Source organism: Microvirga sp. HS2, from assembly GCF_055792805.1.
Genome location: NZ_JBVVAJ010000018.1, coordinates 70,513 through 93,004, shown reverse-complemented (window position 1 = coordinate 93,004; position 22,492 = coordinate 70,513). Strand labels below are relative to the sequence as shown.

Genomic DNA, 22,492 nt, shown 5'->3' with positions numbered 1-22,492 from the left:
TGTCGTTCATTCCTGCGGCTTCCGTATCCAAGTGCAATCCAATAGAGTCCGAAGAGACAAGATGATCAATCGAGGAATACGCTCATGTCGGCGCGCTTTGAACTCCATGGGATCGCCTTTTCGGGCCCGACCTACAAGGTTGGCCTGATGCTGACGCTGGCGGGCGAGCCGTTCGACTACGTGCATGTGAACATGATGCAGGGCGATCATAAGCAGCCGGCCTATGTGTCGAAGCAGCGCTATGGTCAGGTGCCGCTGCTGATCGACCGCAACAACGGGCGGCAGCTTTGCCAGTCTGCCGCGATTTTGGAATACCTCTCGGACACGCTCGGCAAATTCGGCGGCGCCACCCTGGACGAGCGCCTGCGGGCGCGGGAATGGCTCTACTGGGATTTCGACCGTCTGGCCTCGCAGATCTATCGCGCCCGGACCATCAAGCTCGGCATCCGTCCGGCTGCTCCTGAGGTGTACGACGCCCATGTCGCGGGAGGACATGCCGCCCTGAAGGTGCTCGACGACCATCTCTCGGGCCGCGACTGGATCGTGGGGGAGGGCGTCACCATCGCCGATATCGACATCTACGGCGTCGTTGCCTTCGCAGAGGAAGCCGGTTTCGACCTCACCGGATATGCCAACCTCCAGTCCTGGGTGAAGCGGTTCGAGGCATTGCCGCATTTCGGTTCGAGAAAGACCCTGCTGCCGATGGAATCGCAGGTGGCGGCATGAGCGATCTGGAATTCCGCGAGGCGAGGGCGGACGACCTCGAAGCGATCATCCGCCTTCACGAAGAGGACGAGCTCGGAGCGCACGGGGACGTGTGGTCGGAGGACACCAGACCCGCCTATGAGGCGGCTTTCGTCGCCATCGCGCGCAGCCCCGAGAACAGGCTGTTCGTGGCGGTCGACGGCGACGAGGTCGTCGGCACGTTCCAGCTCACCTTCATTCCCAACCTCACTGGGCGCGGCGCGCTTCGCGTGAAGGTGGAAAGCGTGAAGGTGAAGGCGTCGCGCCGCTCCGGGGGCATCGGCGGCCGGATGATCGCCTATGCCGAGCAGCAGGCCCGTCTTGGCGGCGCCAGGGCGATGGAACTGACCTCCAACAAGACCCGAAAGGACGCTCACCGCTTCTATGAGCGGCTGGGCTATTCGCGTTCGCACGAGGGCTTCAAGAAGAAGCTCTGACGAAGCCTCCTGCGAGGCCGAGCCAAAGAAAAGAGCCGATTCCGCGCAAGGGGAAGCGGCTCTAGAGCATCGTGCGGAAAAGTGGATCCGGTTTTCCGCGTCGAACGATGCTCTCGTCTCAGGAGAAAACATCGGATGGGTCCCAAAAGTGCAAGTCCACTTTTGGGTCCGATGCTTTAGCGCATTGGACGGGAAACCGTCCCCACGTCCGATGCTTTAAGCTGCCGATTGATGCGCATCTTTCCACGCAAGACCGGTGCCCGCTTTTGCGTTCGATGCCTTAGCTGTTCCCGAGCGATGACGGGAAGCGACGGGCATGGGGCCAGGTTTCGAAATACTCGTTGAAGACCCGAGCCCATGCCAGAGGTTCGCCTCGCCATTCGCTCGGGTCCCTGTCGATGCGATAGACTTTCACGTTATCTCGATCGGGATTGCTGTCGAGACGATCGGCATAGCTCACGACGACATACTCGCATCGGCGTCCGAAGAAGCGGTCGGTCGCATCGCAGAGGTCTTCGATATGCGCGGCCGACATGTCCGGTGTGAGGGCTCGGGTCCGATCGGCCACGAAGTCCAGATTGTTCTGCGAATTGGAGAGCACGAACACGAGACGCCGCATCTTGTTCAGATCGCGAAATTTTTCGGCGAGGCGCTCGTATTTGTCTCTGGTGCCCTGAAAGTCGAGCGACAGATCGTAACGCCGATCCTCATCGAGGAAATCGTGCCAGAAATAGGCGTGGTAATCCCGCCAATACGGGGCGTGATCGATTTCCAGCGCGTCGCGATGCTCCGGGAAAAACCGGCCGGTTTCCAGCATCCTGAGCGCCGAAGAGGGCGGGCAGATCAGCCAGTCGAACGGCAGCCGTGAAGCGTCGAGAGATTCCCCATTCTCCAGGCGGGACGAGATGAGTTTGGCGTGCAACCGGATCTGATGGGCCGACTGGCAGGACATGCCTAAGCTGACGACTGCCGTATGAGTCCCGATCAACGACATCACGCCCGCCCATGATCTGCTGCTGCCGCTGCCCTTCGGTTTTCGCCGGAACGGGAATGCGAGGCGCGGCGTGGGCGAAAATTCGGGTCGATCTGAGCCCATGAAGAAAAATGCATGATGGTCTCCCCATCATGCACTTAGCCCAATTTGAGGAGATTCAAGCCTTCGTGCCGCCCTTCAGGCGCGTATTGCAGGCGCTCCAGAATTTCGGCCATTTCATGCCGGGCTCGATCTTGCCGCTGGCCTTGGCGGCCTTCCACTCGGCGCTGCATTTGGTCAGGCGCTCGCGGGCGGCGAGCTGGGCGGCGCTCGGCTCCTTCCCCGCCTTCGTCTGGGCGGCCGCTGGAAGCGGGCTTGTGACCGCCAGGGCCAGAGCCGCGGCCAGAGCGGCGTGCGTCAATCGGTTCATCATGATCTCCCCCATGGAGCGCTTCGAACGGCGCTTCTTGCATCTCATGATGAAACAGTGAAACATGCAAGGCCCTGAGGGCAGTCATGCGGTCTATCCACCGTAAAGCGCATGTCTTGAGGATGCGAGGCCGAGCGCAATACCTTACCTTAAAGGTCAGATCCGCATCGTCACAGAAGGAGAGGCCTGCCATGGCGGCATCCGCCCAACAACCGATCGATCTCTATTATTGGCCGACCCCGAACGGATGGAAGATCACCATCATGCTCGAGGAGTGCGGGCTGCCCTATGCGATCCATCCGGTGAATATCGGCAAGGGCGATCAGTTCAAGCCCGAGTTTCTGGCGATTGCGCCCAACAACAAGATGCCTGCCATCATCGATCCCGCCGGGCCCGACGGGCAGCCGATCTCGATCTTCGAATCCGGCGCGATCCTGCAATATCTCGGCCGCAAGACCGGACAGTTCTATCCTCGGGACGAGCGCGGGCGCGTCGAGGTCGACCAGTGGCTGTTCTGGCAGATGGGCGGCTTCGGCCCGATGCTGGGGCAGACCCATCATTTCCGCATCTACGCGCCCGAGAAGGTGCCCTACGCCATCGATCGCTACACCAACGAGACCAACCGTCTCTACGGCGTTCTCGACAAGCGCCTGGCGGACCGGGACTACGTGGCGGGCGAGTATTCCATCGCCGACATGGCCATCGCTCCCTGGGCCAAGATGTGGGAGCGTCAGGGGCAGAACATCGAGGACTTCCTGAACGTCAAGCGCTGGCTGGCCGCCGTGCTGGACCGCCCGGCCGTGAAGCGGGCCCTCGAAGTCAACGCCGAGGACCGCGGCTCCTACGACATGAAGGATCCGGCCGTTCAGGCCGTTCTCTTCGGTCAGAGGGCGCGGTGATCCATTTCTGAAGCCTCTTCGTCATCCCCGGGCTTGTCCCGGGGATCCACGTCTTCAAGCCGCTGCAGATCCCAAGACGGGGAGGGGAAAAGGACGGAGCGGGCTCCTCAATTCAGCTTCGCCCAGGTCTGAGAGCGGCAGATGAGGCCGCCGAGGACGCAGCCGGAAAGCTGCATGGACTTGCCGGCGAAGGTCATCTTGCCCGAATAGGTCCTTCCGTCCTTGTAGTTGTAGAGCTGGCCCGTGAAGCCCTCGCCCGAGGGCCGGATGTCCGAGATCATCTGGATTCCCACGAGGCTGCGTCCCTTCAGGCTGGAATCCGGGTTGTTCGCGTCCTTCGCGTCGCCCTGAACGGAAATGATGGTTCCGCAATAGGCTTGGCCGCATTTGGCGATCCGCACCCGGGTTTCGCCGCTTTCGCTCAGATAGGTTCCGCTGGGGTCCTGGGTTTGGGCGCGGGCCGCCCCGGTCAGCAGGGTAAGGCCTATGGCGGCAAGGGTGAGAGACTTCATGGATTTCCTCCGCGCCGGTCTTCATGGGGCCGGTCGGCAAGGAGATTAGGGGATGCGGCCGAGCTTTCCAACGCGGCGATAACCTTCGCAATCGCGAAAAGGCGCTTGAGGGGGAGGGGCCTCGCCGCTATAAGCGCCGAACTTCCCGATTTTTTCTCTTGAAAAGGGTGACCTGTCATGGCCATCGAGCGTACTTTCTCCATCATCAAGCCCGACGCGACCGAGCGTAACCTGACCGGCGCCATCAATGCCGTCATCGAGAGCGCCGGCCTGCGCATCGTCGCCCAGAAGCGCATCCTCATGTCCCGCCGCGAGGCCGAGACCTTCTACGCGGTCCACAAGGAGCGTCCCTTCTTCGGCGAGCTCGTGGACTTCATGATCTCCGCTCCGGTTGTCGTGCAGGTCCTGGAAGGCGAGAACGCCGTGCTCCGCTACCGCGAGATCATGGGCGCCACCAACCCGGAGAGCGCCGCCGAGGGCACCATCCGCAAGCTCTACGCCAAGTCGATCGGCGAGAACTCGGTCCACGGCTCCGACAGCCTCGACAACGCCAAGATCGAGATCGCCCAGTTCTTCTCGGGCAACGAGATCGTCGGCTAAGGCCTTCTGGCTTTCCGACAAAACGATCAGGCCGCCTTCGGGCGGCCTTTTCTTTGGCCGCCCGCTCCGTCATGATGCGCCGGCCATGAACCAAGCTCCCCGCATCGAACGCCGCGCTTCCGTCTGCCCGCACGATTGCCCCTCCGTCTGTTCCCTCGACGTGGAGGTGGTGGACGGGCGCAGCATCGGACGCGTGCACGGGGCGAAGACCAACAGCTACACGGCGGGCGTGATCTGCGCGAAGGTGGCGCGCTACGCGGAGCGCATCCACCATCCGGACCGGCTGCTCTATCCGTTGAAGCGGACGGGCCCGAAGGGCTCGGGCCAGTTCGAGCGCATCTCCTGGGACGAAGCGCTCGATACGGTCGCGAAGGCCTTCCTGAAGGCGGAAGCCGAGTTCGGCCCAGAATCCGTCTGGCCCTATTACTATGCGGGCACCATGGGCTTGGTGATGCGGGACGGCATCAACCGGCTGCGTCATGTGAAGAAATATTCCGGCCAATATTCGACCATCTGCACGCCCATGGGCTGGACCGGCTACGTGGCCGGGACGGGCAAGCTCGCGGGCTCCGACCCGCGCGAGATGGCGGTATCCGACTGCGTGGTGATCTGGGGCACCAATCCGGTTCACACCCAGGTCAACGTGATGACCCATGCCATGCGCGCCCGGAAGGAGCGCGGGGCGAAGATCGTCGCAATCGACATCTACATGAACGCCACCATGAAGCAGGCCGACATGGCCCTTCTGGTGAAGCCCGGCACCGATGGCGCGCTCGCCTGCGCGGTCATGCACGTGCTGTTCCGCGACGGCTACGCGGATTGGGAATACCTTGATCGCTACACCGATCATCCGCGCGAGCTGGAGGCTCACCTCAAGACCCGCGATCCCGCCTGGGCCGCCGCCATCACGGGCCTGTCGGTAGAGGAGATCGAGGCCTTCGCCAAGCTCGTCGGCACGACCAAGCGCACCTTCTTCCGCCTGGGCTACGGCTTCGGCCGCCAGCGCAACGGCGCGGTCAACATGCATGCGGCGGCCTGCATCCCGGCCGTCACTGGCGCCTGGCAAGTCGAAGGCGGCGGCGCCTTCCACTCCAACAGCGGCATCTATCGCTGGAACAAGGCGCTCATCGAGGGGCACGAGGCCGTCGATCCGTCCGTTCGCCTGCTCGACCAGTCCCAGATCGGCCGCGTGCTCACCGGCGATGCGGAGGCTCTCTACAACGGCCCGCCCGTCAAGGCGCTCCTGGTCCAGAACACTAACCCGGTCACCGTCGCGCCGGAGCAGGAGCTGGTGAAGCAAGGCTTTTCCCGCGAGGACCTGTTCGTCTGCGTGCACGAGCAGTTCATGACCGAGACGGCCATGATGGCCGATATCGTGCTGCCCGCGACCATGTTCATGGAGCACGACGATCTCTATTCCGGCGGCGGGCACCAGCATTTCCAGATCGGCCCGAAGCTGATCGACCCACCCGGCGAGTGCCGGTCGAACCACGAGGTCTTCCGTGGGCTCGCCAAGCGCCTCGGAGCGGAACATCCGGCCTTCGCCATGGAGCCGCGCGAGATCATCGACTGGACCCTGCGCAATTCCGGCTGGGGCTCGATCGAGGAGCTGGAGGCCGTGGTTCACAAGGACGTGCAGCCGCCCTTCGAGGAGGCGCATTACCTCAAAGGTTTCGGCTATCCGGACGGGAAGTTCCGCTTCAAGCCGGACTGGACGGCGGTGCCGTCCTACAACAACGGGCCGATGGGACCTCATGCCCAGATGCCCGCCTTCCCGGACCACTGGGGCGTGATCGAGGCGGCGACGGACGATCATCCCTTCCGCCTTGCGACGAGCCCCGCACGGAGCTTCCTGAACTCCACCTTCACCGAAACGCCCGGCTCGGTGGCCAAGGAGGGCAGGCCGGAGGTGATGATCCACCCGCTCGATGCCGAACGGCAGGGGATCGTGGACAGCGACTGGGTGAAGCTCAGGAACCACCGCGGCGAGGTTTATCTGCGCGCTAGGCTGTTCGACGGCGTGCGGCGCGGCGTTCTGATCGCGGAAGGCATATGGCCCAACAAGGCGCATCCCCTGGGCCGGGGCATCAACACGCTCACGGGCGGCGATCAGGTGGCGCCCTATGGTGGCGCGGCCTTCCACGACAACCGGGTGGCGCTGGAGAAGGCAGATGCCGACCTCGTGGTCGAGCCTCCTGCTGTCATCGTTCGAGAACGAGCCGAGCCGGTCGCGGGCTGATACTGCTCTCACGTCATCCCCCGGGCTTGTCCCGGGGATCCACGTCTTTGGAAACGCTGCGGGCTCAAGACGTGGATGGCCGGGAGACACGCCCGGCCATGATGGAATGGTGCTCAGTCCGGCGAGCGCAACGCGCCTTCGCCGTTCCATGTGCCTGAGAACACCACGCGCCCGTTTTCGAGGCGGGCGCTGCCGTCGCAGATCATGCGCAGGGCCTGCGGATAGAGCCGGTGCTCCTGCACGAGAATCCGCGCCGCGAGGGTTTCCTCGGTGTCGCCCGGGATCACGGGGATTGCGGCCTGGGCGATGATCGGGCCCGCGTCGAGCTCCGGCACCACGAAATGCACCGTGCAGCCGTGGATGAGGACGCCTTCCTCCAAGGCGCGCCGATGGGTGTGCACGCCGCGGAACAGAGGCAGGAGGGACGGGTGGATGTTGATCATCTTGCCCGCCCAGCGTTCCACGAACCAATCGGTGAGCACGCGCATGAAGCCCGCGAGGCAGACGAACTCGATCCCGTGCTCGACGAGCACCGCATCCATCGCCTGCTCGAAGCTCTCGCGGGTGGGGTGCGTCTTGTGGTCGATGACGGCCGTCGCGATTCCGGCCTCCCGCGCCCGCTCCAGGCCGCCCGCATCGGGGCGGTTGGAGAGCACGAGCGCGATCTCGGCCGGGAAGTCTGGTTGAGTCGCGGCCTCGATCAGCGAGACCATGTTGGACCCGCGCCCGGAGATCAGAACGGCGACGCGGCGAGCCATCAGAGCTTCAGCGACCCGGAGGTCTGAACGCGCTCGCCGCCGGTATGCGGAATGGTCTCACCGATGCGTGCCGGGCTCTCGCCGGCCTGACGGAGGCGTTCGATGACGGCATCCGCCTGCGACGCGTCCGCCACCACGATCATGCCGACTCCGCAATTGAAGGTGCGCAGCATCTCCGCTTCGGCGACGCCGCCGGTCCTGGAGAGCCAGCCGAAGACGGGCGGGGCGGCGATGGCGTCGAGATCGAGCCGCACGCCGACGCCCTCGGGAAGGACGCGCGGGATATTGTCCGGGAAGCCGCCGCCGGTGATGTGGCAGAGTGCATTGATGCCGTCGCCGCCCTTCAGCACCTGGAGGAGGGCCTTCACATAGATCCGGGTCGGCTCCAGAAGGGCCTGGGCCAGGGTCTTGCCCTCGGCGAAGGGAGCGGGCGCGTCCCAGGCGAGGCCCGAGCGTTCCACGATGCGGCGAACGAGCGAGAAGCCGTTGGAATGGACGCCGGAGGAGGGCAGGCCGATGAGCACATCGCCGACCTTCACGTCTTTGGGGAGAAGGGTGCCGCGCTCGGCCGCGCCCACGGCGAAGCCCGCGAGGTCGTAGTCGCCCTTGGCGTAGAGACCGGGCATTTCGGCCGTTTCGCCGCCGATCAGGGCGCAGCCTGCCTGGAGGCAGCCCTCGGCAATGCCCTTCACGATATCGACGCCCACGTCGGGCGAGAGCTTTCCGGTGGCGAAATAGTCCAGGAAGAAGAGGGGCTCGGCGCCCTGCACGATGATGTCGTTCACGCACATGGCCACGAGATCGATACCGATCGTGTCGTGAATGCCCGTGTCGATGGCGATCTTCACCTTGGTGCCCACGCCGTCATTGGCGGCCACCAGGATCGGATCCTTGAACCCTGCGGCCCTGAGGTCGAAGAGGCCTCCGAAGCCGCCGATCTCCGCGTCCGCACCGGGGCGGCGCGTGGACCGCACCAAAGGTTTGATCTGGTCGACCATGGCATTGCCCGCGTCGATATCGACGCCCGCTTGGGCATAGGTCAGGCCGTTCGTCTGCTTCTCGCTCATGGGCACACCCCGTGTTGCGGTGGGGAGTAAGGCGAGAGAGGGCGGGAGGCAAGGGGTTTCCCTCGCAAGAAAGGAAGAGCCTGCCTCGTCATCCCCGTCTTCGGCCCCGGGATGCCTCGCATCGTCATGCCCGGCGCAAAGCCGGGCATCCACGTCCTTTGAGGCGCGGCGTTTTCCGCAACGGCTCCTCCGGACAGGGCCTCGAGACATTGAACTTGCGCTCCCGACCCTCCATCATCGTGGCACGATGACCATACCGAACATCATCACCATCGCTCGCCTCATCATGGTTCCCATCGTGATCGTCATGATCATTCAGGAGCGGTGGGCGGCGGCCTTCATTCTGTTTGTCGTGGCGGGCGTTTCGGACGCCGTCGACGGCTTCATCGCCCGTCATTTCGACATGAGGAGCGAATTCGGGGCCTATATCGATCCCCTGGCCGACAAGTCCCTGCTGGTCTCGATCTACGTTTCTCTCGCCATCGTGGGCGCGATCCCGAGCTGGCTGGCGATCGTTGTCGTATCGCGGGACGCCATGATCGTGTCGGCCGTGCTCCTCTCCTGGGTCATGAGCCGCCCGGTGGAGATCAAGCCGATCATGGTGAGCAAGCTGAACACCGCGGCTCAGATCGGCTTTGCGGCCTTTGCGCTCGCGGCCAACGCCTATGGGGTGGAGCTGGGCGGGCTCGAGGAGATTGTGATGCTGGTCGTCGCCACCTTGACCGTGGCTTCCGCAGGTGCCTATCTCGGGGGCTGGCTACGGCACATGGCTGCCTAAGGCCCTTGAGGTTTCGGGAATGGAGTGCCGATGACGGTCCAACGGCAGATCGGGTTCTGGATTGCGGCGCTGGTCGCCGCGGTGCTGCTGCTGTTCGTGCTGCGGGGCATCCTCCTGCCCTTCGTCGCCGGCTTCGCGCTGGCCTATCTGCTCGATCCGCTGGCCGACCGGCTGCAGAAGACGGGCGTCGGGCGCCTGGGCGCCAGCCTGCTGATCCTCATCCTGTTCGTCCTGCTCTTCATCATCTCTCTGATGATCCTCGTGCCCTTCGCGGCGCAGCAGGTGGGGGCCTTCGTGGAGAGGCTACCGGGCTACGTGGCGCGCCTTCAGGAGCTGGGGGCCCAGCAGCTCGGCCCGGTCATCCGCAAGCTCGGCATCGAGGATGCGCTGCCTGCCGCGCCGACCTCCGTCGGCAACCTCATCAGCCAGGGCATCGCCTGGCTCACGGCCTTCCTGCAGGGGCTCTGGTCCGGTGGGCAGGCCCTGATCGGCATCTTCTCCCTTCTGGTCGTGACGCCGGTCGTCGCCTTCTACATGCTGGTCGACTGGGACCGCATGGTGAGGACGGTGGATTCCTGGATGCCCCTGCGCCACCGGGACACGATCCGCGTCATCGCGCGGGACATCGACCGGGCCATCGCCGGGTTCGTGCGCGGGCAGGCGCTGGTCTGCCTGATCCTCGGAACGTTCTATGCGGTCAGCCTCGCGCTCATCGGGCTCAATTTCGGGGCCATGATCGGCATGACGGCGGGGCTTTTGAGCTTCATTCCCTATGTAGGCTCGCTCACCGGCCTCATCCTCTCGGTCGGCGTGGCCATCGTCCAGTTCTGGCCCGACTGGACCATGATCCTGGCGACCCTGGGCATCTTCGTTTTCGGCCAGTTCGTGGAAGGCAACATCCTGTCGCCCAAGCTCGTGGGCGATTCCGTCGGCCTGCATCCGGTCTGGCTCATGTTCGCGCTGGTCGCCTTCGGCGCGCTCTTCGGCTTCGTGGGCCTGCTGCTGGCCGTGCCCCTCGCCGCCGCCATGGGGGTGATCGCGCGCTTCGCCCTGCGCCAGTATCTGGCGAGCCCGCTTTATCGCGGCGCGGGTCCGGTGATCATCCACCCGAAGGTCGAAGACAAGGTCGACCTCGATGCGTGACGCCCCCAAGCAACTGGCGTTCGACCTGCCCCTGGACCCGCGTTTCGGGGCGGAGGACTTCCTCGTCAGCCCGTCCAACGAGCAGGCCTATGGACTCATCGAGAGCTGGCCTGACTGGCCCGACACGATTCTCCTGTTGATCGGGCCTCCCGGCAGCGGCAAGAGCCATCTCGCCTCCATCTGGGCCGTGCATGCCCATGCCTGGACGATCGACGCCCGCGAGATCACCCAGGACAAGGTTCCGCACCTCGTCTCCAACGGGGCGCTCGCGATCGAGGACATGGATCGCGGCGAGCGGGACGAGGCGGCCCTGTTCCACCTTCTCAACCTGGCGCGGGAGCGCAAGGCCTCCCTGCTGATCACCAGCGAGACGCCGCCGGACCGCTGGGGCCTGAAGACGCCGGACCTCCTGTCCAGGCTGCGCCTTGCGCCGGCCGTGTCTCTCGAACCGCCGGACGACGCCCTGCTCAAGGCCGTTCTTGTGAAGCTGTTCGTGGACAGGCAACTCGTGGTCGACACTTCCGTTGTCGATTATATTTCGCTTCGGATCGAGCGGTCTCTGGCCAAGGCTTCGGACCTGGTGGCGCTTCTGGACAAGGAGGCGCTCAGCCGGGGACGGCGCGTTTCGCGCGCGATCGCCGCCGAGATCCTCGGAGCCGCGCAAGAAACGGATGAGAACGAGTGAAGTCTGACCCTACCGCCCTGTCCCCGAACCGTCGTGAAATCGTCACGAAGCCCAGAGCAAAACGGACGCCGAAAAAGGAATCGGCGGAGATCGAGGTGCGGGACGCGAAGGCCCTGAGGGACGTGGAGACGGTCAGTGAGGCGCCCCTGCCGAAGGCCCCGCCGGATATCGAGCTGGACGGGGCGGTGCTGCGCCAGTTTCCGCAGCGCTTCATCAACCGCGAGCTGTCCTGGCTGCAGTTCAACCGCCGGGTGCTGGAGGAAGCCTCCAACCGCAACCATCCGCTGCTGGAGCAGCTGCGCTTCCTGTCCATCTCGGCCGAGAACCTCGACGAATTCTTCATGGTCCGCGTCGCGGGCCTGCGTGGGCAGGTGCGGTCCGGCGTGTCGACGATCTCGCAGGACGGCCTCACGCCCCAGGAGCAGCTCGCCAAGATCGCGGTCGAGGTCTCGAATCTCGCCTCCGATCAGCAGCGGCGCTGGGGCGAGCTGCGCGACGCCTTGCAGGGGGAGGGGATCGTCCTCGTCGAGGGCGCCGGTCTCACGAAGGCTGAGGCCTCCTGGCTCGAGGATTACTTCCTCAACCACATCTTTCCCGTGCTGACGCCGCTCGCCATCGACCCGGCGCATCCGTTCCCGTTCATGCCGAATCTCGGCTCGTCCATCGCGCTCAAGCTCGTGCGCCAGAGCGACGGCAAGGTTCTGAACGCGCTGATCCGCCTGCCGTCACGGGCCGAGCGCTTCGTCCGGCTGCCGGACTTCTCCGAGACGGGTTCGGCCCGATTCATCGCCCTCGAACAGATGATCGTGCTCTACACCAGCCGCCTGTTTCCCGGCTACGTGGTCCAGGGGCAGGGCGCGTTCCGGGTCATCCGCGATTCCGATATCGAGGTCGAGGAAGAGGCCGAGGATCTGGTGCGCCTGTTCGAGACGGCCCTCAAGCAGAGGCGCCGCGGCAGCGTGATCCGCCTCGAGGTCGAGGCCGCGATGCCGGAGGACCTGCGCCTGTTCGTGGCCGAGGAGATGGAGGTTTCCCGCGACGAGGTGTTCGTGGTCGAGGGCATGATGGGCCTGCGCGACCTGTCGCAGCTCGTCGCGCTGGACAGGCCGGACCTCAAGTTCAAGCCCTATAATCCGCGCTTTCCGGAGCGCATCCGCGAGCACAGCGGCGATTGCTTCGCGGCGATTCGCGAGAAGGACATCATCGTCCACCACCCGTATGAATCCTTCGACGCGGTGGTGCAGTTCCTGCGTCAGGCGGCACGCGATCCGAACGTGGTCGCGATCAAGCAGACCCTTTATCGCACGTCCTCGGACTCACCCATCGTTGCGGCCCTCGCCGAGGCCGCGGAGGCGGGCAAGTCCGTCACGGCTCTGGTGGAGCTGAAAGCGCGTTTCGACGAAGAGGCGAACATCCGCTGGGCGCGCGATCTCGAACGCGCGGGCGCTCAGGTGGTCTATGGCTTCATCGAACTCAAGACCCACGCCAAGCTCTCGATGGTGGTGCGGCGCGAAGGCAGCCAGCTCATTACGTATTGCCATGTGGGCACGGGCAACTATCACCCGATCACGGCGAAGATCTACACGGACCTGTCCTTCTTCACCGCCGATCCGGTGATCGGGCGGGACGTTTCGCGCATCTTCAACTTCGTCACGGGCTATGCGGAGCCGGCGGAACTGGAGCGCATGGCCGTGTCGCCGCTGACCCTGAGAAAGCGCCTGCTCCAGCACATCGACGAGGAGATCGCCCATGCGCGAGCCGGGCGGCCCGGCGCGATCTGGGGCAAGTGCAACGCGCTCGTTGACCCTGACATCATCGACGCGCTCTACGATGCGAGCGCGGCGGGCGTGCAGGTGGATCTCATCGTGCGCGGCATCTGCTGCCTGAGGCCGGGCATCAAGGGTCTGTCGGACAACATCCGCGTGAAATCCATCGTCGGCCGTTTCCTGGAGCACACGCGCATCTACGCCTTCGGCAACGGGGCCGGCCTGCCGAATCCGAAGGCGCATGTGTACATTTCCTCCGCCGACCTGATGACCCGCAATCTCGACCGGCGCGTCGAGGCGCTTCTGCCGATCGGCAATCCCACCGTCCATCAGCAGGTGCTGGATCAGATCATGCTCGCGAACCTCCTCGACAACGAGCAGAGCTGGGCGGTGCTTTCCGACGGCACGAGCCAGCGGATCGTGCCCGGCAAGGGCGAGGAGCCGTTCAACGCCCACAAGTATTTCATGACGAACCCGAGCCTTTCCGGCCGTGGCAAGTCCCTCAAGACCTCCAGTCCCAGGGCGCTCGCGAAACGGGGACAGCGCTGACATGCAGAACATCTCCCGAGAAGCCCAGGGACGGCTCAAGATCGGCCAGCCCGTCGCCATCATCGATATCGGCTCGAACTCCGTGCGCCTCGTGGCCTATGAGGGCATGGCCCGGGCCGTGACGCCGATCTACAACGAGAAGGTCCTCTGCGGCCTCGGCCGCCATGTGGCGACGACGGGCCGCCTCGACGAGGATGCGGTGGATCGGGCCCTTCGAGCGCTCGCCCGGTTCCGGGTGCTGTGCGACACGATGCGGGTCTCCGACGTGTTCGTGCTGGCCACCGCCGCCGCGCGCGACGCCACCAACGGTCCCGCCTTCCTGGAGGCGGCCGAGAAGGCCTGCGGGCGTCCCATCAGCCTGCTCTCGGGCGCCGAAGAGGCGCGGGTCTCGGCCCTGGGCGTCGTGGCGGGCTTCTACGAACCGGACGGGCTGGCCGGCGACATGGGCGGCGGCAGCCTCGAACTCGTGGACGTGAGGGGCTCGACCGTCGGCCAGGGCGTCACCATGCCCTTGGGCGGCCTCGCCCTGCAGGACGTGAGCGGCGGCTCCCTGAAGAAGGCGCAGAAGATCGTGCGCGCGGCCTTGGAGCGCGCCCCGGAATACCTGGAAAACCTGCATGGCCGAACCTTCTATGCGGTCGGCGGCACCTGGCGCGCCCTGGCGCGCCTCCACCAGGCGGCCACGGATTATCCCCTCCATGTGATGCACGGCTACGTGATCGATCCGAGGGACGGCCTCGACTTCCTGCGCCTCGTCGAGGCGGCGGATTCAAAGACCCTGAAGGACATCGAGAGCGTTTCCGAGGCGCGCCGGCCCCTTCTGGGCTATGGCGCCATCGTTCTGGAAGAGATCATCCGCCTCGGCTCGCCGAAGGAAGTGGCGATCTCGGCCTTCGGCGTCCGCGAGGGCGTGCTGTTCGACAAGCTCGACCCGGACACCCGAAAGCGCGATCCGCTGCTCGCCGCCGCGAGCGACCTGAACCTGCTGCGGTCCCGCTCCCCGCGGCACGGCGAGGAGCTGTGCGACTGGACGGAGGCCTTCCTCCGGAGCCTCGGCCTGCTCGAAACCGAGATGGATACGCGGCTGCGCCGGGCCGCCTGCCTCCTGGCCGATATCGGGTGGCGGGCGCATCCCGATTACCGGGGCGAGCAGAGCCTCAACCTGATCGCCTATGGTGCATTCGCGGGGCTGGATCACCCGGGCCGGGCCTATCTCGCCCTGTCCATCTTCTTCCGGCACGAGGGGCTGTCCCCGGACAAGGTGGGGTCGCGCATCAGGACCCTGGCCGGGCCCCGCTATCTGGAGCGCGCCCGCCTGCTCGCCGCGCTCATGCGCATCGCCTATCCGGTTTCGGTTTCGATGGAGGGTATACTGCCGCAGGCGCCCTTACGGGCGAGAGGCAGGCAGGTGGTTCTGCAATTGCCCTCTCCCATGCAGGATCTCGCCAACGAACGGCTGGCTGGCCGCATGAAAGCGCTCGGCAAGCTCCTCGGGATGGAGCCTGTGATTGAAATCCTAGCTTAGGGCGGCGGCCGGGGCCTGCGCCTTTCGGCTGGTTTTCACAGCGCTTAACTTGGGTTAAATGGAATTCCGCCGCTCATCTCAAGAGCGGAAGCAGGATTTGGCGGGAACCTTATATGAGCCTCATCAATCTGTCGGCCGTGCAGAATGCACAACATTCGCGCGATCCCTACGATCACCTCCTGGCGTCCGAGTTCCTGAAGCAGGACGCCATCGACGATCTCCGGCGCGACTTTCCCGAGATCAACAAGCCCGGTTATCTCACCGTCGACGAGGTCAAGCTCCATGGCCGCTTCAAGCAGCTGATCGATGAGCTCGAAGGCCCCGAACTGACCGAGGCCCTGTCGAAGAAATTCGGCGTCGACCTGCACCCCTATCCGCGCCTCACGACGATCATGAGGAAGTCGCAGCCCAAATACGGCGCGATCCACACGGACGGCCCGTCCAAGGTCATGACCATGCTCGTCTACATGAACGACGCATGGCAGCAGGACGAAGGCGGACGCCTGCGCGTGCTCTATGACGGCCAGAACTTCGAGCCCTACAAGCTCGAAGTGCCGCCGATGATGGGCACTATGTTCGCCTTCCTGCGCTCCGACAATTCCTGGCACGGGCACCTGCCGTTCGTCGGCGAGCGCCGCGTCGTCCAGATCGCCTGGGTGAAGAGCCAGGCCGACGTGGACCGCAAGAAGAAGCACAACAAGATGGCCCAGTTCTTCAAGGGCATCTTCGGACGGTAGGTCTTCCCCCTCAAATCAGAAGCATCTTTCGTCATGCCCGGCCTTGTGCCGGGCATCCACGTTTTAGACGCAGGCGCATCAAAGACGTGGATGGCCGGGACGAGCCCGGCCATGACGAGAATGACAAATGTGTGTTGTAAGCAGTGCTTACGCGCCCTGAATCGTCCGCAGCTTCACCCTGCCGCGCTCGAGCACGAGGCCGAGCTGGCCGTTCTTGAGGGCGAGGGCCTTTTCGCCGAAGAGAGCCCGGCGCCAACCGTGCAGGGAGGGTACGTCCGCCATGTCGCTCTCGGCGATGGCCTCCAGCTCCTCGACGGTGGCGATGATCTTGGGGGCGACGCCCTCCTGCTCGGCCACGGCCTTGAGCAGGACCTTCAGCAGATCGACGACGGCTCCGGTGTTGCCACGTCCACGGCTGCGCTCGGGCATCGGTACGGTGGCCGGATCGCGCGTGACGCCGCGCTCGACCGCCTCAAGGATGTCCGCCCCGGTCCGGGAGCGCTCGAAACCGTTCGGAATTGAGCGCAGTCGCCCCAAAGCCTCTACGCTGCGGGGGGCGGAGGTCGCGATGTCGATCATCGCGTCGTCCTTGAGAATGCGTCCCCGGGGCACGTCGCGCCCTTGCGCCTCGCGCTCGCGCCAGGCCGCCACCTCCATGAGCACGGCCACCTCCTTCGGCTTGCGCAGACGGCCGGCGAGGCGGCGCCAGGCATTGCCGGGATCGGCCTGGTAGGTCTCGGGAGAGGTGAGAACGGACATCTCCTCGGCGAGCCAGTCGAGGCGGCCGTTCTTCTGGAGCTGGCCCATCAGCGCCTCGTAGACCTTCACCAGATGGGTGACGTCCGAGAGGGCATAGGTGAGCTGGGCGTCGGTGAGGGGACGGCGCGACCAGTCCGTGAAGCGGGAAGACTTATCGATCTTGGCCTTGGCGAGGTCGTTCACCAGCTGCTCGTAGGAGACAGAATCGCCATAGCCGCAGACCATGGCGGCGACCTGGGTGTCGAACAGGGGCTCGGGGACCATGCCCCCCAGGTTCCAGACGATCTCCAGGTCCTGCCGGGCGGAATGGAACACCTTCACCACGGCCTTGTCGGACATGAGCGCCATGAACGGCTCGAGGCTGATCCCCTCGGCCAACGGGTCGATGAGATAGGCATCCGACGGGTCGGGCCCGGCCATCTGGATCAGGCAAAGCTTCGGGTAATAGGTGGTCTCGCGCAGGAACTCCGTGTCGACGGTGACGAACGGATGCTGGCTCAGGCGGGAACAGGCGTCGGAGAGCGCCTCGGTGGTCGTGATCAGATTCATGGCAAAGTCTTTTAGCGGAAGCTGCTTGTGCAGGCGACTCCCCCTTAAGCCCTGCGAAGGGCTTTCCTCCGCTCTTTTGCCTGCTTTTCGGCCCGCTTCACGAGCCAGTCGAGAATGTTCCGGTGAACCACGAAGCCGGTTTCCGCGTCCTCCAGACGCTCGATCCGGTCCACCCGGAAGCCGCGATAGCCGTCGTCGGACATGTCGATGCCCCCGAGCAGCATCTTGCCAGGACCCACCTTCAGCTCGCGCGCGATCACCCAGCGCCGGGTCGCGTTGCCGACCTGGTCCACGTAATCGATCTCGAGGGCGCCGTCGAAGGGATAGACATGCCAGTTCCCCTCGATCCGCTCCTCGATGGGAGCGTTCGGCCCGTGTTTCAGCAGGGTTGTCGCATGGGTGAGTGTCATGCAGTGGATATGGTAATTCACGCTTTGTTCTTCAAGGGAAAAGCGTTGAAAAATAAGGGGTTGAGGGCAAAAATCGGCGTTTCCGTCCGGCCGGTGTGAGCGGGATGACACCCTCGCCGTCATCCCCGGCCTCGGGCCGGGGATCCACGTCTTCTGACGTTGCGCTTCCAAGACGTGGATGGCCGGATCAAGTCCGGCCATGACGGGCCGGAGCGACGAGCGTGGATGGGCGCGACAAGCGCGGCCATGACGGGGGAGCCATGGTAGGGCAGGGGCCGAAATCCGGCCCATCCGCCCTCATTTCCGCCTTCCGCCTTGACTTCCCGGGCCTCCCATGGATGTTGCGCGGAACACCGAACCAGCAGGCTTTTTCCATGTCCGCCTCCATGCACCGTTACCGTTCCCACACCTGCGGCGCGCTCCGCGAATCCGATGTCGGCCAGGTGGCCCGCCTTTCCGGCTGGTGCCATCGCATCCGCGACCATGGCGGCGTGCTGTTCATCGACCTGCGCGACCATTACGGCATGACCCAGTGCGTGATCGATCCGGATTCCCCGGCCTTCAAGCTGGCCGAGACCGCCCGGTCCGAGTGGGTGATCCGCGTCGACGGCAAGGTGCGCAAGCGCCCGGCGGGCACCGAGAACCCGGAGCTGCCCACCGGCATGATCGAGGTCTACATCACCGACATGGAGGTGCTGGGCCCGGCGGACGAGCTGCCGATGCCGGTCTTCGGCGACCAGGAATACCCGGAGGAGACTCGTCTCAAGTACCGGTACCTGGACCTGCGCCGCGAGAAGCTGCACAGCAACATCATGAAGCGCGGCGCGATCATCGACAGCCTGCGCACCCGCATGAAGACCAGCGGCTTCTTCGAGTTCACGACCCCGATCCTGACGGCCTCCTCGCCCGAGGGCGCGCGCGACTTCCTGGTGCCCTCGCGCATCCATCCCGGCAAGTTCTACGCGCTGCCGCAGGCTCCGCAGCAGTTCAAGCAGCTGATCATGATCTCCGGCTTCGACCGGTACTTCCAGATCGCGCCCTGCTTCCGCGACGAGGACCCGCGCGCCGACCGCCTGCCGGGCGAGTTCTACCAGCTCGACGTGGAGATGAGCTTCGTCACCCAGGAAGACGTCTTCCAGACCATGGAGCCGGTGATCCGCGACACCTTCAAGGAATTCGCGGACGGCAAGCGGGTGACGGACGTGTTCCCGCGCATCCCCTATTTCGAGGCGATGCTGAAATACGGCTCCGACAAGCCAGACCTGCGCAATCCGCTCGTGATCGCCGACGTGTCGGAGGTGTTCGAGCGTGAGGACGTGACCTTCAACGCGTTCAAGAACGTCATCAAGTCGGGCGGCGTCGTGCGCGCCATCCCGGCCACGGGGGCCGCTTCGCAGCCGCGTTCCTTCTTCGACAAGCTCAACGACTGGGCCCGCTCGGAAGGTGCGCCGGGCCTCGGCTATATCGTCTTCGAGGAAGAGGGCGGCCAGATCCAGGCCAAGGGCCCGATCGCCAAGTTCATCCCGGAGGCCGCGCAGGCCGTGATCCGCGAGAAGGCCGGGATCAAGGCGGGCGACGCCGTGTTCTTCTCGGCCGGCGCCGAGGACAAGGCCGCTTCGCTCGCCGGCAAGGCGCGCGTGCGCATCGGCGACGAGCTGGGCCTCGGCAACAAGGACCAGTTCGCCTTCTGCTGGATCGTCGATTTCCCGCAATACGAATGGAACGAGGAAGAGAAGAAGATCGACTTCTCCCACAACCCGTTCTCCATGGGCAACATGGACCACGACGCGTTCATGGCCCTCGACCCGTCGGACAAGGACAGGATCCTCAAGATCACGGCCTTCCAGTACGACATGGTCTGCAACGGCTACGAGATGGCTTCCGGCTCGATCCGCAACCACCGCCCCGACCGGATGGTGAAGGCCTTCGAGATCGCCGGCTACGGCGAGAAGGAAGTGATGGAGCGCTTCGGCGGCATGTACCGCGCCTTCCAGTACGGCGCACCGCCCCACGGCGGCATGGCGGCGGGCGTGGACCGCATCGTGATGCTGCTCTGCGGCGCGCATAACCTGCGCGAGATCACGCTGTTCCCGATGAACCAGAAGGCGGAAGACCTGCTGCTCGGCGCTCCCTCCGAGGCGACCCCCAAGCAGCTGCGCGAGCTGCACATCCGGACGAATCTGCCGGAGAAATAAGGCTCCCCGTCTTGGGACGTCAGTTCAACTGATCGCGTCATGGCCGCACTCGCTGCGGCCATTCGCGTCTTTGAGCCAGGGCTTCGAAACACCTTAGGCCGGGGTGTTGGTTTGCCAGGCTGGACCGCTCACGATCCGGGCCGCTTGCGCTCCGGGCAGACCTGTCATGCCGCGCCCGCGTTTCGCCCTTCGCTCCGAGAGAAGAGCGTTGACGCAAAGAGCAAGGGCGCGCACAAGGTTCTTTCAATTGAACGGCTGGTGTAAGGAGCGTTGGCGATGCCGGAGAACATCTCGCAGGATCTGAAATCGGGGGCGATGTTCTACCACCAGTATCCGCGTCCTGGTAAGCTCGAGATCCAGCCGACCAAGCCGCTCGGCAACCAGCGCGATCTGGCTCTGGCCTATTCCCCCGGCGTGGCCGCGCCCTGCCAGGCCATCGAGGCCGATCCGGCGCAAGCCGCCAACCTGACCTCCCGCCAGAACCTCGTCGCCGTGATCTCCAACGGCACCGCCGTGCTGGGCCTGGGCGACATCGGGCCGCTCGCCTCGAAGCCGGTCATGGAGGGCAAGGCCGTCCTGTTCAAGAAGTTCTCCGGCATCGACGTGTTCGACATCGAGGTCGCCGAGAAGAACGTCGACAAGCTCGTCGAGGTGATCGCCGCCCTCGAGCCGACCTTCGGCGGCATCAACCTGGAAGACATCAAGGCGCCCGAATGCTTCGAGGTCGAGGAGCGGCTGAAGGCCCGCATGGGCATCCCGGTCTTCCACGATGACCAGCACGGCACCGCCATCATCGTGGGCGCCGCCGTCATGAACGCCCTCGAGCTGGCGGGCAAGGACATCGCCGAGGTCAAGATCGTCACCTCCGGCGCGGGCGCCGCCGCGCTCGCCTGCCTCAACCTGCTCGTGTCGCTCGGCGCCAAGCGCGAGAACATCTGGGTCACCGACATCGAGGGCGTGGTCCACGACGGCCGCAACGAGCTCATGGACCGCTGGAAATCGGTCTATGCGCAGAAGACGGACCTGCGCACGCTCGCCGAGGTGATCCCGGACGCGGACGTGTTCCTGGGCCTGTCGGCCGGCGGCGTTCTGAAGCCCGAGATGGTGGAGAAGATGGCGCCGCGCCCGCTGATCCTGGCGCTGGCCAATCCTTACCCTGAGATCATGCCGGAGGAGGCCGAGGCCGTCCGGCCCGACGCCATGATCTGCACCGGCCGCTCCGACTATCCGAACCAGGTCAACAACGTCCTGTGCTTCCCCTACATCTTCCGCGGTGCCCTCGACGTGAATGCCACCACGATCAACGAGGCGATGAAGGCGGCCGCCGTGCGGGCGATCGCGGGCCTCGCCCGCGAGGCGCCGTCCGAGGTGGTGGCGCGGGCCTATGGCGGCGAGGCGCATCCCTTCGGGCGCAAGTCCCTGATCCCGAGCCCGTTCGATCCGCGTCTGATCCTGCGCATCGCTCCCGCGGTGGCTCAGGCGGCCATGGAAACCGGCGTCGCCACGCGCCCGCTGGAGGATCTGGAGGCCTATACGGAATCGCTCGGCCGCTTCGTGTTCCGCTCCGGCTTCATCATGAAGCCGCTGTTCTCGACGGCGAAGACCAACCCCAAGCGGGTGATCTATGCCGAGGGTGAGGACGAGCGCGTGTTGCGGGCCGTCCAGGTGATCGCGGAGGAGGGGCTGGCGAAGCCGATCCTGATCGGCCGTCCCAGCGTGGTGGAGGCGCGCATCAAGCGCTTCGGCCTGTCCATGAGCATCGGGCGCGAGTTCGAGCTGGTGAACCCGGAGGACGATCCGCGCTATCGCGATTATGTGGCCACCTATGTGGAGGCCGCGGGCCGCAAGGGCATCACGCCGGATGCGGCGAAGACGCTGGTGCGCACCAATTCCACCGTCATCGGCGCGCTGGCGGTCCGGCGCGGCGATGCGGACGCGCTGATCTGCGGGCTGGAGGGGCGTTTCCAGTCGCGCGTGAAGCACATCAAGGACATCATCGGCCTTGCTCCCGGCGTGCACGAGATGGCGGCATTGTCGCTGGTGATCACGCCCAAGGGGGCGTATTTCCTGGCGGACACGCATGTGCAGTTCGATCCGAGCGCGGAGGAGATCGCCGACATGACGATCGCCTGCGCCAGCCACGTGCGCCGCTTCGGCCTGGAGCCGAAGATCGCGCTGCTCTCGCATGCGGATTTCGGCGCGGCGGACACGCGCTCGGCGGTGAAGATGCGCGAGGCGCTGGCCTGCATCAACGAGCGGGCTCCCGATCTCGAGGTCGACGGCGAGATGCAGGCGGATGCGGCTCTCTCGCAGATGATCCGCGACCGGGTGAACCCGGACTCGCGGCTGAAGGGCGAGGCGAACGTGCTGATCATGCCGAACCTGGACGCGGCCAACATCGCGTTCCAGTTCACGAAGATCCTGGCGGATTCGCTGCCGGTGGGCCCCATTCTCATCGGCCCGGCGAAGCCCGCGCACATCCTCACCCCATCCGTCACCGCCCGCGGCATCGTCAACCTCACCGCCATTGCCGTGGTGGAGGCCCAGGCCGTCGAGCAGGACCAGCCGGTGCTGATTTAGTTCAGGTTCGTTTCGTCATGGCCGGGCTCGTCCCGGCCATCTACCTCTTGGGATCTACAGCGTCTCAAAGACGTGGATCCCCGGCCCAAGGCCGGGGATGACGGAATAGGGGATTTGAAACGAAAACGGCCGCAGCAGGTGCGGCCGTTTTTCTGTT

20 protein-coding genes are annotated in these 22,492 nt (G+C 65.1%); 13 read left to right on the top strand and 7 right to left on the bottom strand.

Translation table 11 applies throughout. The features are described from left to right. Positions 1-84 precede the first annotated feature (84 nt). Positions 85-726 (top strand): glutathione S-transferase family protein, encoded by a 642-nt coding sequence (locus ACS5Q0_RS16360; RefSeq protein ID WP_473127714.1) that lies wholly within the window; start codon positions 85-87, stop codon positions 724-726. Continuing rightward, the gene (locus tag ACS5Q0_RS16355) at positions 723-1,181 is read left to right on the top strand and encodes a GNAT family N-acetyltransferase (RefSeq protein WP_473127713.1); all 459 of its coding nucleotides are present in this window, start codon (positions 723-725) and stop codon (positions 1,179-1,181) included. The genes ACS5Q0_RS16360 and ACS5Q0_RS16355 overlap by 4 nt, the downstream gene beginning before the upstream one ends. A gap of 280 nt (positions 1,182-1,461) precedes the next feature. Here ACS5Q0_RS16355 and ACS5Q0_RS16350 read toward each other — a convergent pair whose 3' ends face one another. Beyond that, positions 1,462-2,175, bottom strand: a complete 714-nt coding sequence (locus ACS5Q0_RS16350) for a hypothetical protein (protein WP_473127712.1) — start codon at positions 2,173-2,175, stop codon at positions 1,462-1,464. A 157-nt stretch (positions 2,176-2,332) separates the two neighbouring features. Then, on the bottom strand, positions 2,333-2,587 hold the full coding sequence (locus ACS5Q0_RS16345) for a hypothetical protein (protein WP_473127711.1): 255 nt from the start codon (positions 2,585-2,587) through the stop codon (positions 2,333-2,335). Between the two features lie 188 nt (positions 2,588-2,775). Between ACS5Q0_RS16345 and ACS5Q0_RS16340 the strand changes: the two genes are divergently transcribed. Next, positions 2,776-3,483, top strand: a complete 708-nt coding sequence (locus ACS5Q0_RS16340) for a glutathione S-transferase N-terminal domain-containing protein (protein WP_473127710.1) — start codon at positions 2,776-2,778, stop codon at positions 3,481-3,483. 107 nt (positions 3,484-3,590) lie between these two features. Here the strand turns inward: ACS5Q0_RS16340 and ACS5Q0_RS16335 are convergent, their stop codons facing one another. Continuing rightward, entirely contained in the window at positions 3,591-3,995 is a 405-nt protein-coding gene (locus ACS5Q0_RS16335) for a DUF2147 domain-containing protein (protein ID WP_473127709.1), read from the bottom strand. A gap of 177 nt (positions 3,996-4,172) precedes the next feature. Between ACS5Q0_RS16335 and ndk the strand changes: the two genes are divergently transcribed. Both ndk and ACS5Q0_RS16325 read left to right on the top strand, forming a co-directional pair. Continuing rightward, complete coding sequence (ndk, locus tag ACS5Q0_RS16330) at positions 4,173-4,595, top strand: nucleoside-diphosphate kinase (RefSeq protein WP_473127708.1); 423 nt, start codon at positions 4,173-4,175, stop codon at positions 4,593-4,595. 85 nt (positions 4,596-4,680) lie between these two features. Next, a complete protein-coding gene (locus ACS5Q0_RS16325) occupies positions 4,681-6,834 on the top strand; it encodes a molybdopterin oxidoreductase family protein (RefSeq protein ID WP_473127707.1) in 2,154 nt (717 codons plus the stop codon). A 113-nt stretch (positions 6,835-6,947) separates the two neighbouring features. On the opposite strand, the gene purN is transcribed toward ACS5Q0_RS16325, so the two are convergent. Both purN and purM read right to left on the bottom strand, forming a co-directional pair. Then, on the bottom strand, positions 6,948-7,592 hold the full coding sequence (gene purN / locus ACS5Q0_RS16320) for a phosphoribosylglycinamide formyltransferase (RefSeq protein ID WP_473127706.1): 645 nt from the start codon (positions 7,590-7,592) through the stop codon (positions 6,948-6,950). Continuing rightward, positions 7,592-8,659, bottom strand: coding sequence for a phosphoribosylformylglycinamidine cyclo-ligase (gene purM / locus ACS5Q0_RS16315; protein ID WP_473127705.1), 1,068 nt, complete (start codon positions 8,657-8,659; stop codon positions 7,592-7,594). Before purM ends, purN begins: the two co-directional genes overlap by 1 nt. Positions 8,660-8,906: 247 nt before the next feature. Here purM and ACS5Q0_RS16310 point away from each other — a divergent pair, with 247 nt between their 5' ends. The 6 genes from ACS5Q0_RS16310 to ACS5Q0_RS16285 all read left to right on the top strand — a co-directional run bounded on the left by ACS5Q0_RS16310 (position 8,907) and on the right by ACS5Q0_RS16285 (position 15,842). Beyond that, positions 8,907-9,437: a CDP-alcohol phosphatidyltransferase family protein gene (locus ACS5Q0_RS16310; RefSeq protein ID WP_473127704.1), complete on the top strand. Its 531-nt coding sequence runs from the start codon at positions 8,907-8,909 to the stop codon at positions 9,435-9,437. A 30-nt stretch (positions 9,438-9,467) separates the two neighbouring features. Beyond that, entirely contained in the window at positions 9,468-10,580 is a 1,113-nt protein-coding gene (locus ACS5Q0_RS16305) for an AI-2E family transporter (protein WP_473127703.1), read from the top strand. Continuing rightward, complete coding sequence (locus tag ACS5Q0_RS16300; protein WP_473127702.1) at positions 10,573-11,265, top strand: P-loop NTPase family protein; 693 nt, start codon at positions 10,573-10,575, stop codon at positions 11,263-11,265. Before ACS5Q0_RS16305 ends, ACS5Q0_RS16300 begins: the two co-directional genes overlap by 8 nt. 146 nt (positions 11,266-11,411) lie before the next feature. After that, positions 11,412-13,580 carry an RNA degradosome polyphosphate kinase gene (locus ACS5Q0_RS16295; protein ID WP_473127725.1) on the top strand — a complete coding sequence of 723 codons (2,169 nt, stop codon included), beginning with the start codon at positions 11,412-11,414 and terminating at the stop codon, positions 13,578-13,580. 1 nt (position 13,581) lies between these two features. Next, the gene (ppx, locus tag ACS5Q0_RS16290) at positions 13,582-15,105 is read left to right on the top strand and encodes an exopolyphosphatase (protein ID WP_473127701.1); all 1,524 of its coding nucleotides are present in this window, start codon (positions 13,582-13,584) and stop codon (positions 15,103-15,105) included. Positions 15,106-15,218: 113 nt separating this feature from the next. Beyond that, positions 15,219-15,842, top strand: a complete 624-nt coding sequence (locus ACS5Q0_RS16285; protein ID WP_473127700.1) for a 2OG-Fe(II) oxygenase — start codon at positions 15,219-15,221, stop codon at positions 15,840-15,842. A gap of 147 nt (positions 15,843-15,989) precedes the next feature. Here the strand turns inward: ACS5Q0_RS16285 and rnd are convergent, their stop codons facing one another. Further along, a complete protein-coding gene (gene rnd / locus ACS5Q0_RS16280; protein ID WP_473127699.1) occupies positions 15,990-17,150 on the bottom strand; it encodes a ribonuclease D in 1,161 nt (386 codons plus the stop codon). Positions 17,151-17,194: 44 nt separating this feature from the next. Continuing rightward, positions 17,195-17,581 (bottom strand): hypothetical protein, encoded by a 387-nt coding sequence (locus tag ACS5Q0_RS16275; RefSeq protein WP_473127698.1) that lies wholly within the window; start codon positions 17,579-17,581, stop codon positions 17,195-17,197. Positions 17,582-17,946: 365 nt separating this feature from the next. Between ACS5Q0_RS16275 and aspS the strand changes: the two genes are divergently transcribed. Continuing rightward, positions 17,947-19,755: an aspartate--tRNA ligase gene (aspS, locus tag ACS5Q0_RS16270; protein ID WP_473127724.1), complete on the top strand. Its 1,809-nt coding sequence runs from the start codon at positions 17,947-17,949 to the stop codon at positions 19,753-19,755. 276 nt (positions 19,756-20,031) lie between these two features. Beyond that, positions 20,032-22,335, top strand: a complete 2,304-nt coding sequence (locus ACS5Q0_RS16265) for an NADP-dependent malic enzyme (RefSeq protein WP_473127697.1) — start codon at positions 20,032-20,034, stop codon at positions 22,333-22,335. Positions 22,336-22,492 lie beyond the last annotated feature (157 nt).

What these genes read in the sequence shown, in the direction of transcription:
- ACS5Q0_RS16360 (WP_473127714.1), top strand. Translation starts at nt 85, where the DNA reads ATGTCGGCGCGCTTTGAACTCCATGGGATCGCCTTTTCGGGCCCGACC.
- ACS5Q0_RS16355 (WP_473127713.1), top strand. Translation starts at nt 723, where the DNA reads ATGAGCGATCTGGAATTCCGCGAGGCGAGGGCGGACGACCTCGAAGCG.
- ACS5Q0_RS16350 (WP_473127712.1), bottom strand. Translation starts at nt 2,175, where the DNA reads ATGTCGTTGATCGGGACTCATACGGCAGTCGTCAGCTTAGGCATGTCC.
- ACS5Q0_RS16345 (WP_473127711.1), bottom strand. Translation starts at nt 2,587, where the DNA reads ATGATGAACCGATTGACGCACGCCGCTCTGGCCGCGGCTCTGGCCCTG.
- ACS5Q0_RS16340 (WP_473127710.1), top strand. Translation starts at nt 2,776, where the DNA reads ATGGCGGCATCCGCCCAACAACCGATCGATCTCTATTATTGGCCGACC.
- ACS5Q0_RS16335 (WP_473127709.1), bottom strand. Translation starts at nt 3,995, where the DNA reads ATGAAGTCTCTCACCCTTGCCGCCATAGGCCTTACCCTGCTGACCGGG.
- ndk (WP_473127708.1), top strand. Translation starts at nt 4,173, where the DNA reads ATGGCCATCGAGCGTACTTTCTCCATCATCAAGCCCGACGCGACCGAG.
- ACS5Q0_RS16325 (WP_473127707.1), top strand. Translation starts at nt 4,681, where the DNA reads ATGAACCAAGCTCCCCGCATCGAACGCCGCGCTTCCGTCTGCCCGCAC.
- purN (WP_473127706.1), bottom strand. Translation starts at nt 7,592, where the DNA reads ATGGCTCGCCGCGTCGCCGTTCTGATCTCCGGGCGCGGGTCCAACATG.
- purM (WP_473127705.1), bottom strand. Translation starts at nt 8,659, where the DNA reads ATGAGCGAGAAGCAGACGAACGGCCTGACCTATGCCCAAGCGGGCGTC.
- ACS5Q0_RS16310 (WP_473127704.1), top strand. Translation starts at nt 8,907, where the DNA reads ATGACCATACCGAACATCATCACCATCGCTCGCCTCATCATGGTTCCC.
- ACS5Q0_RS16305 (WP_473127703.1), top strand. Translation starts at nt 9,468, where the DNA reads ATGACGGTCCAACGGCAGATCGGGTTCTGGATTGCGGCGCTGGTCGCC.
- ACS5Q0_RS16300 (WP_473127702.1), top strand. Translation starts at nt 10,573, where the DNA reads ATGCGTGACGCCCCCAAGCAACTGGCGTTCGACCTGCCCCTGGACCCG.
- ppx (WP_473127701.1), top strand. Translation starts at nt 13,582, where the DNA reads ATGCAGAACATCTCCCGAGAAGCCCAGGGACGGCTCAAGATCGGCCAG.
- ACS5Q0_RS16285 (WP_473127700.1), top strand. Translation starts at nt 15,219, where the DNA reads ATGAGCCTCATCAATCTGTCGGCCGTGCAGAATGCACAACATTCGCGC.
- rnd (WP_473127699.1), bottom strand. Translation starts at nt 17,150, where the DNA reads ATGAATCTGATCACGACCACCGAGGCGCTCTCCGACGCCTGTTCCCGC.
- aspS (WP_473127724.1), top strand. Translation starts at nt 17,947, where the DNA reads ATGCACCGTTACCGTTCCCACACCTGCGGCGCGCTCCGCGAATCCGAT.
- ACS5Q0_RS16265 (WP_473127697.1), top strand. Translation starts at nt 20,032, where the DNA reads ATGCCGGAGAACATCTCGCAGGATCTGAAATCGGGGGCGATGTTCTAC.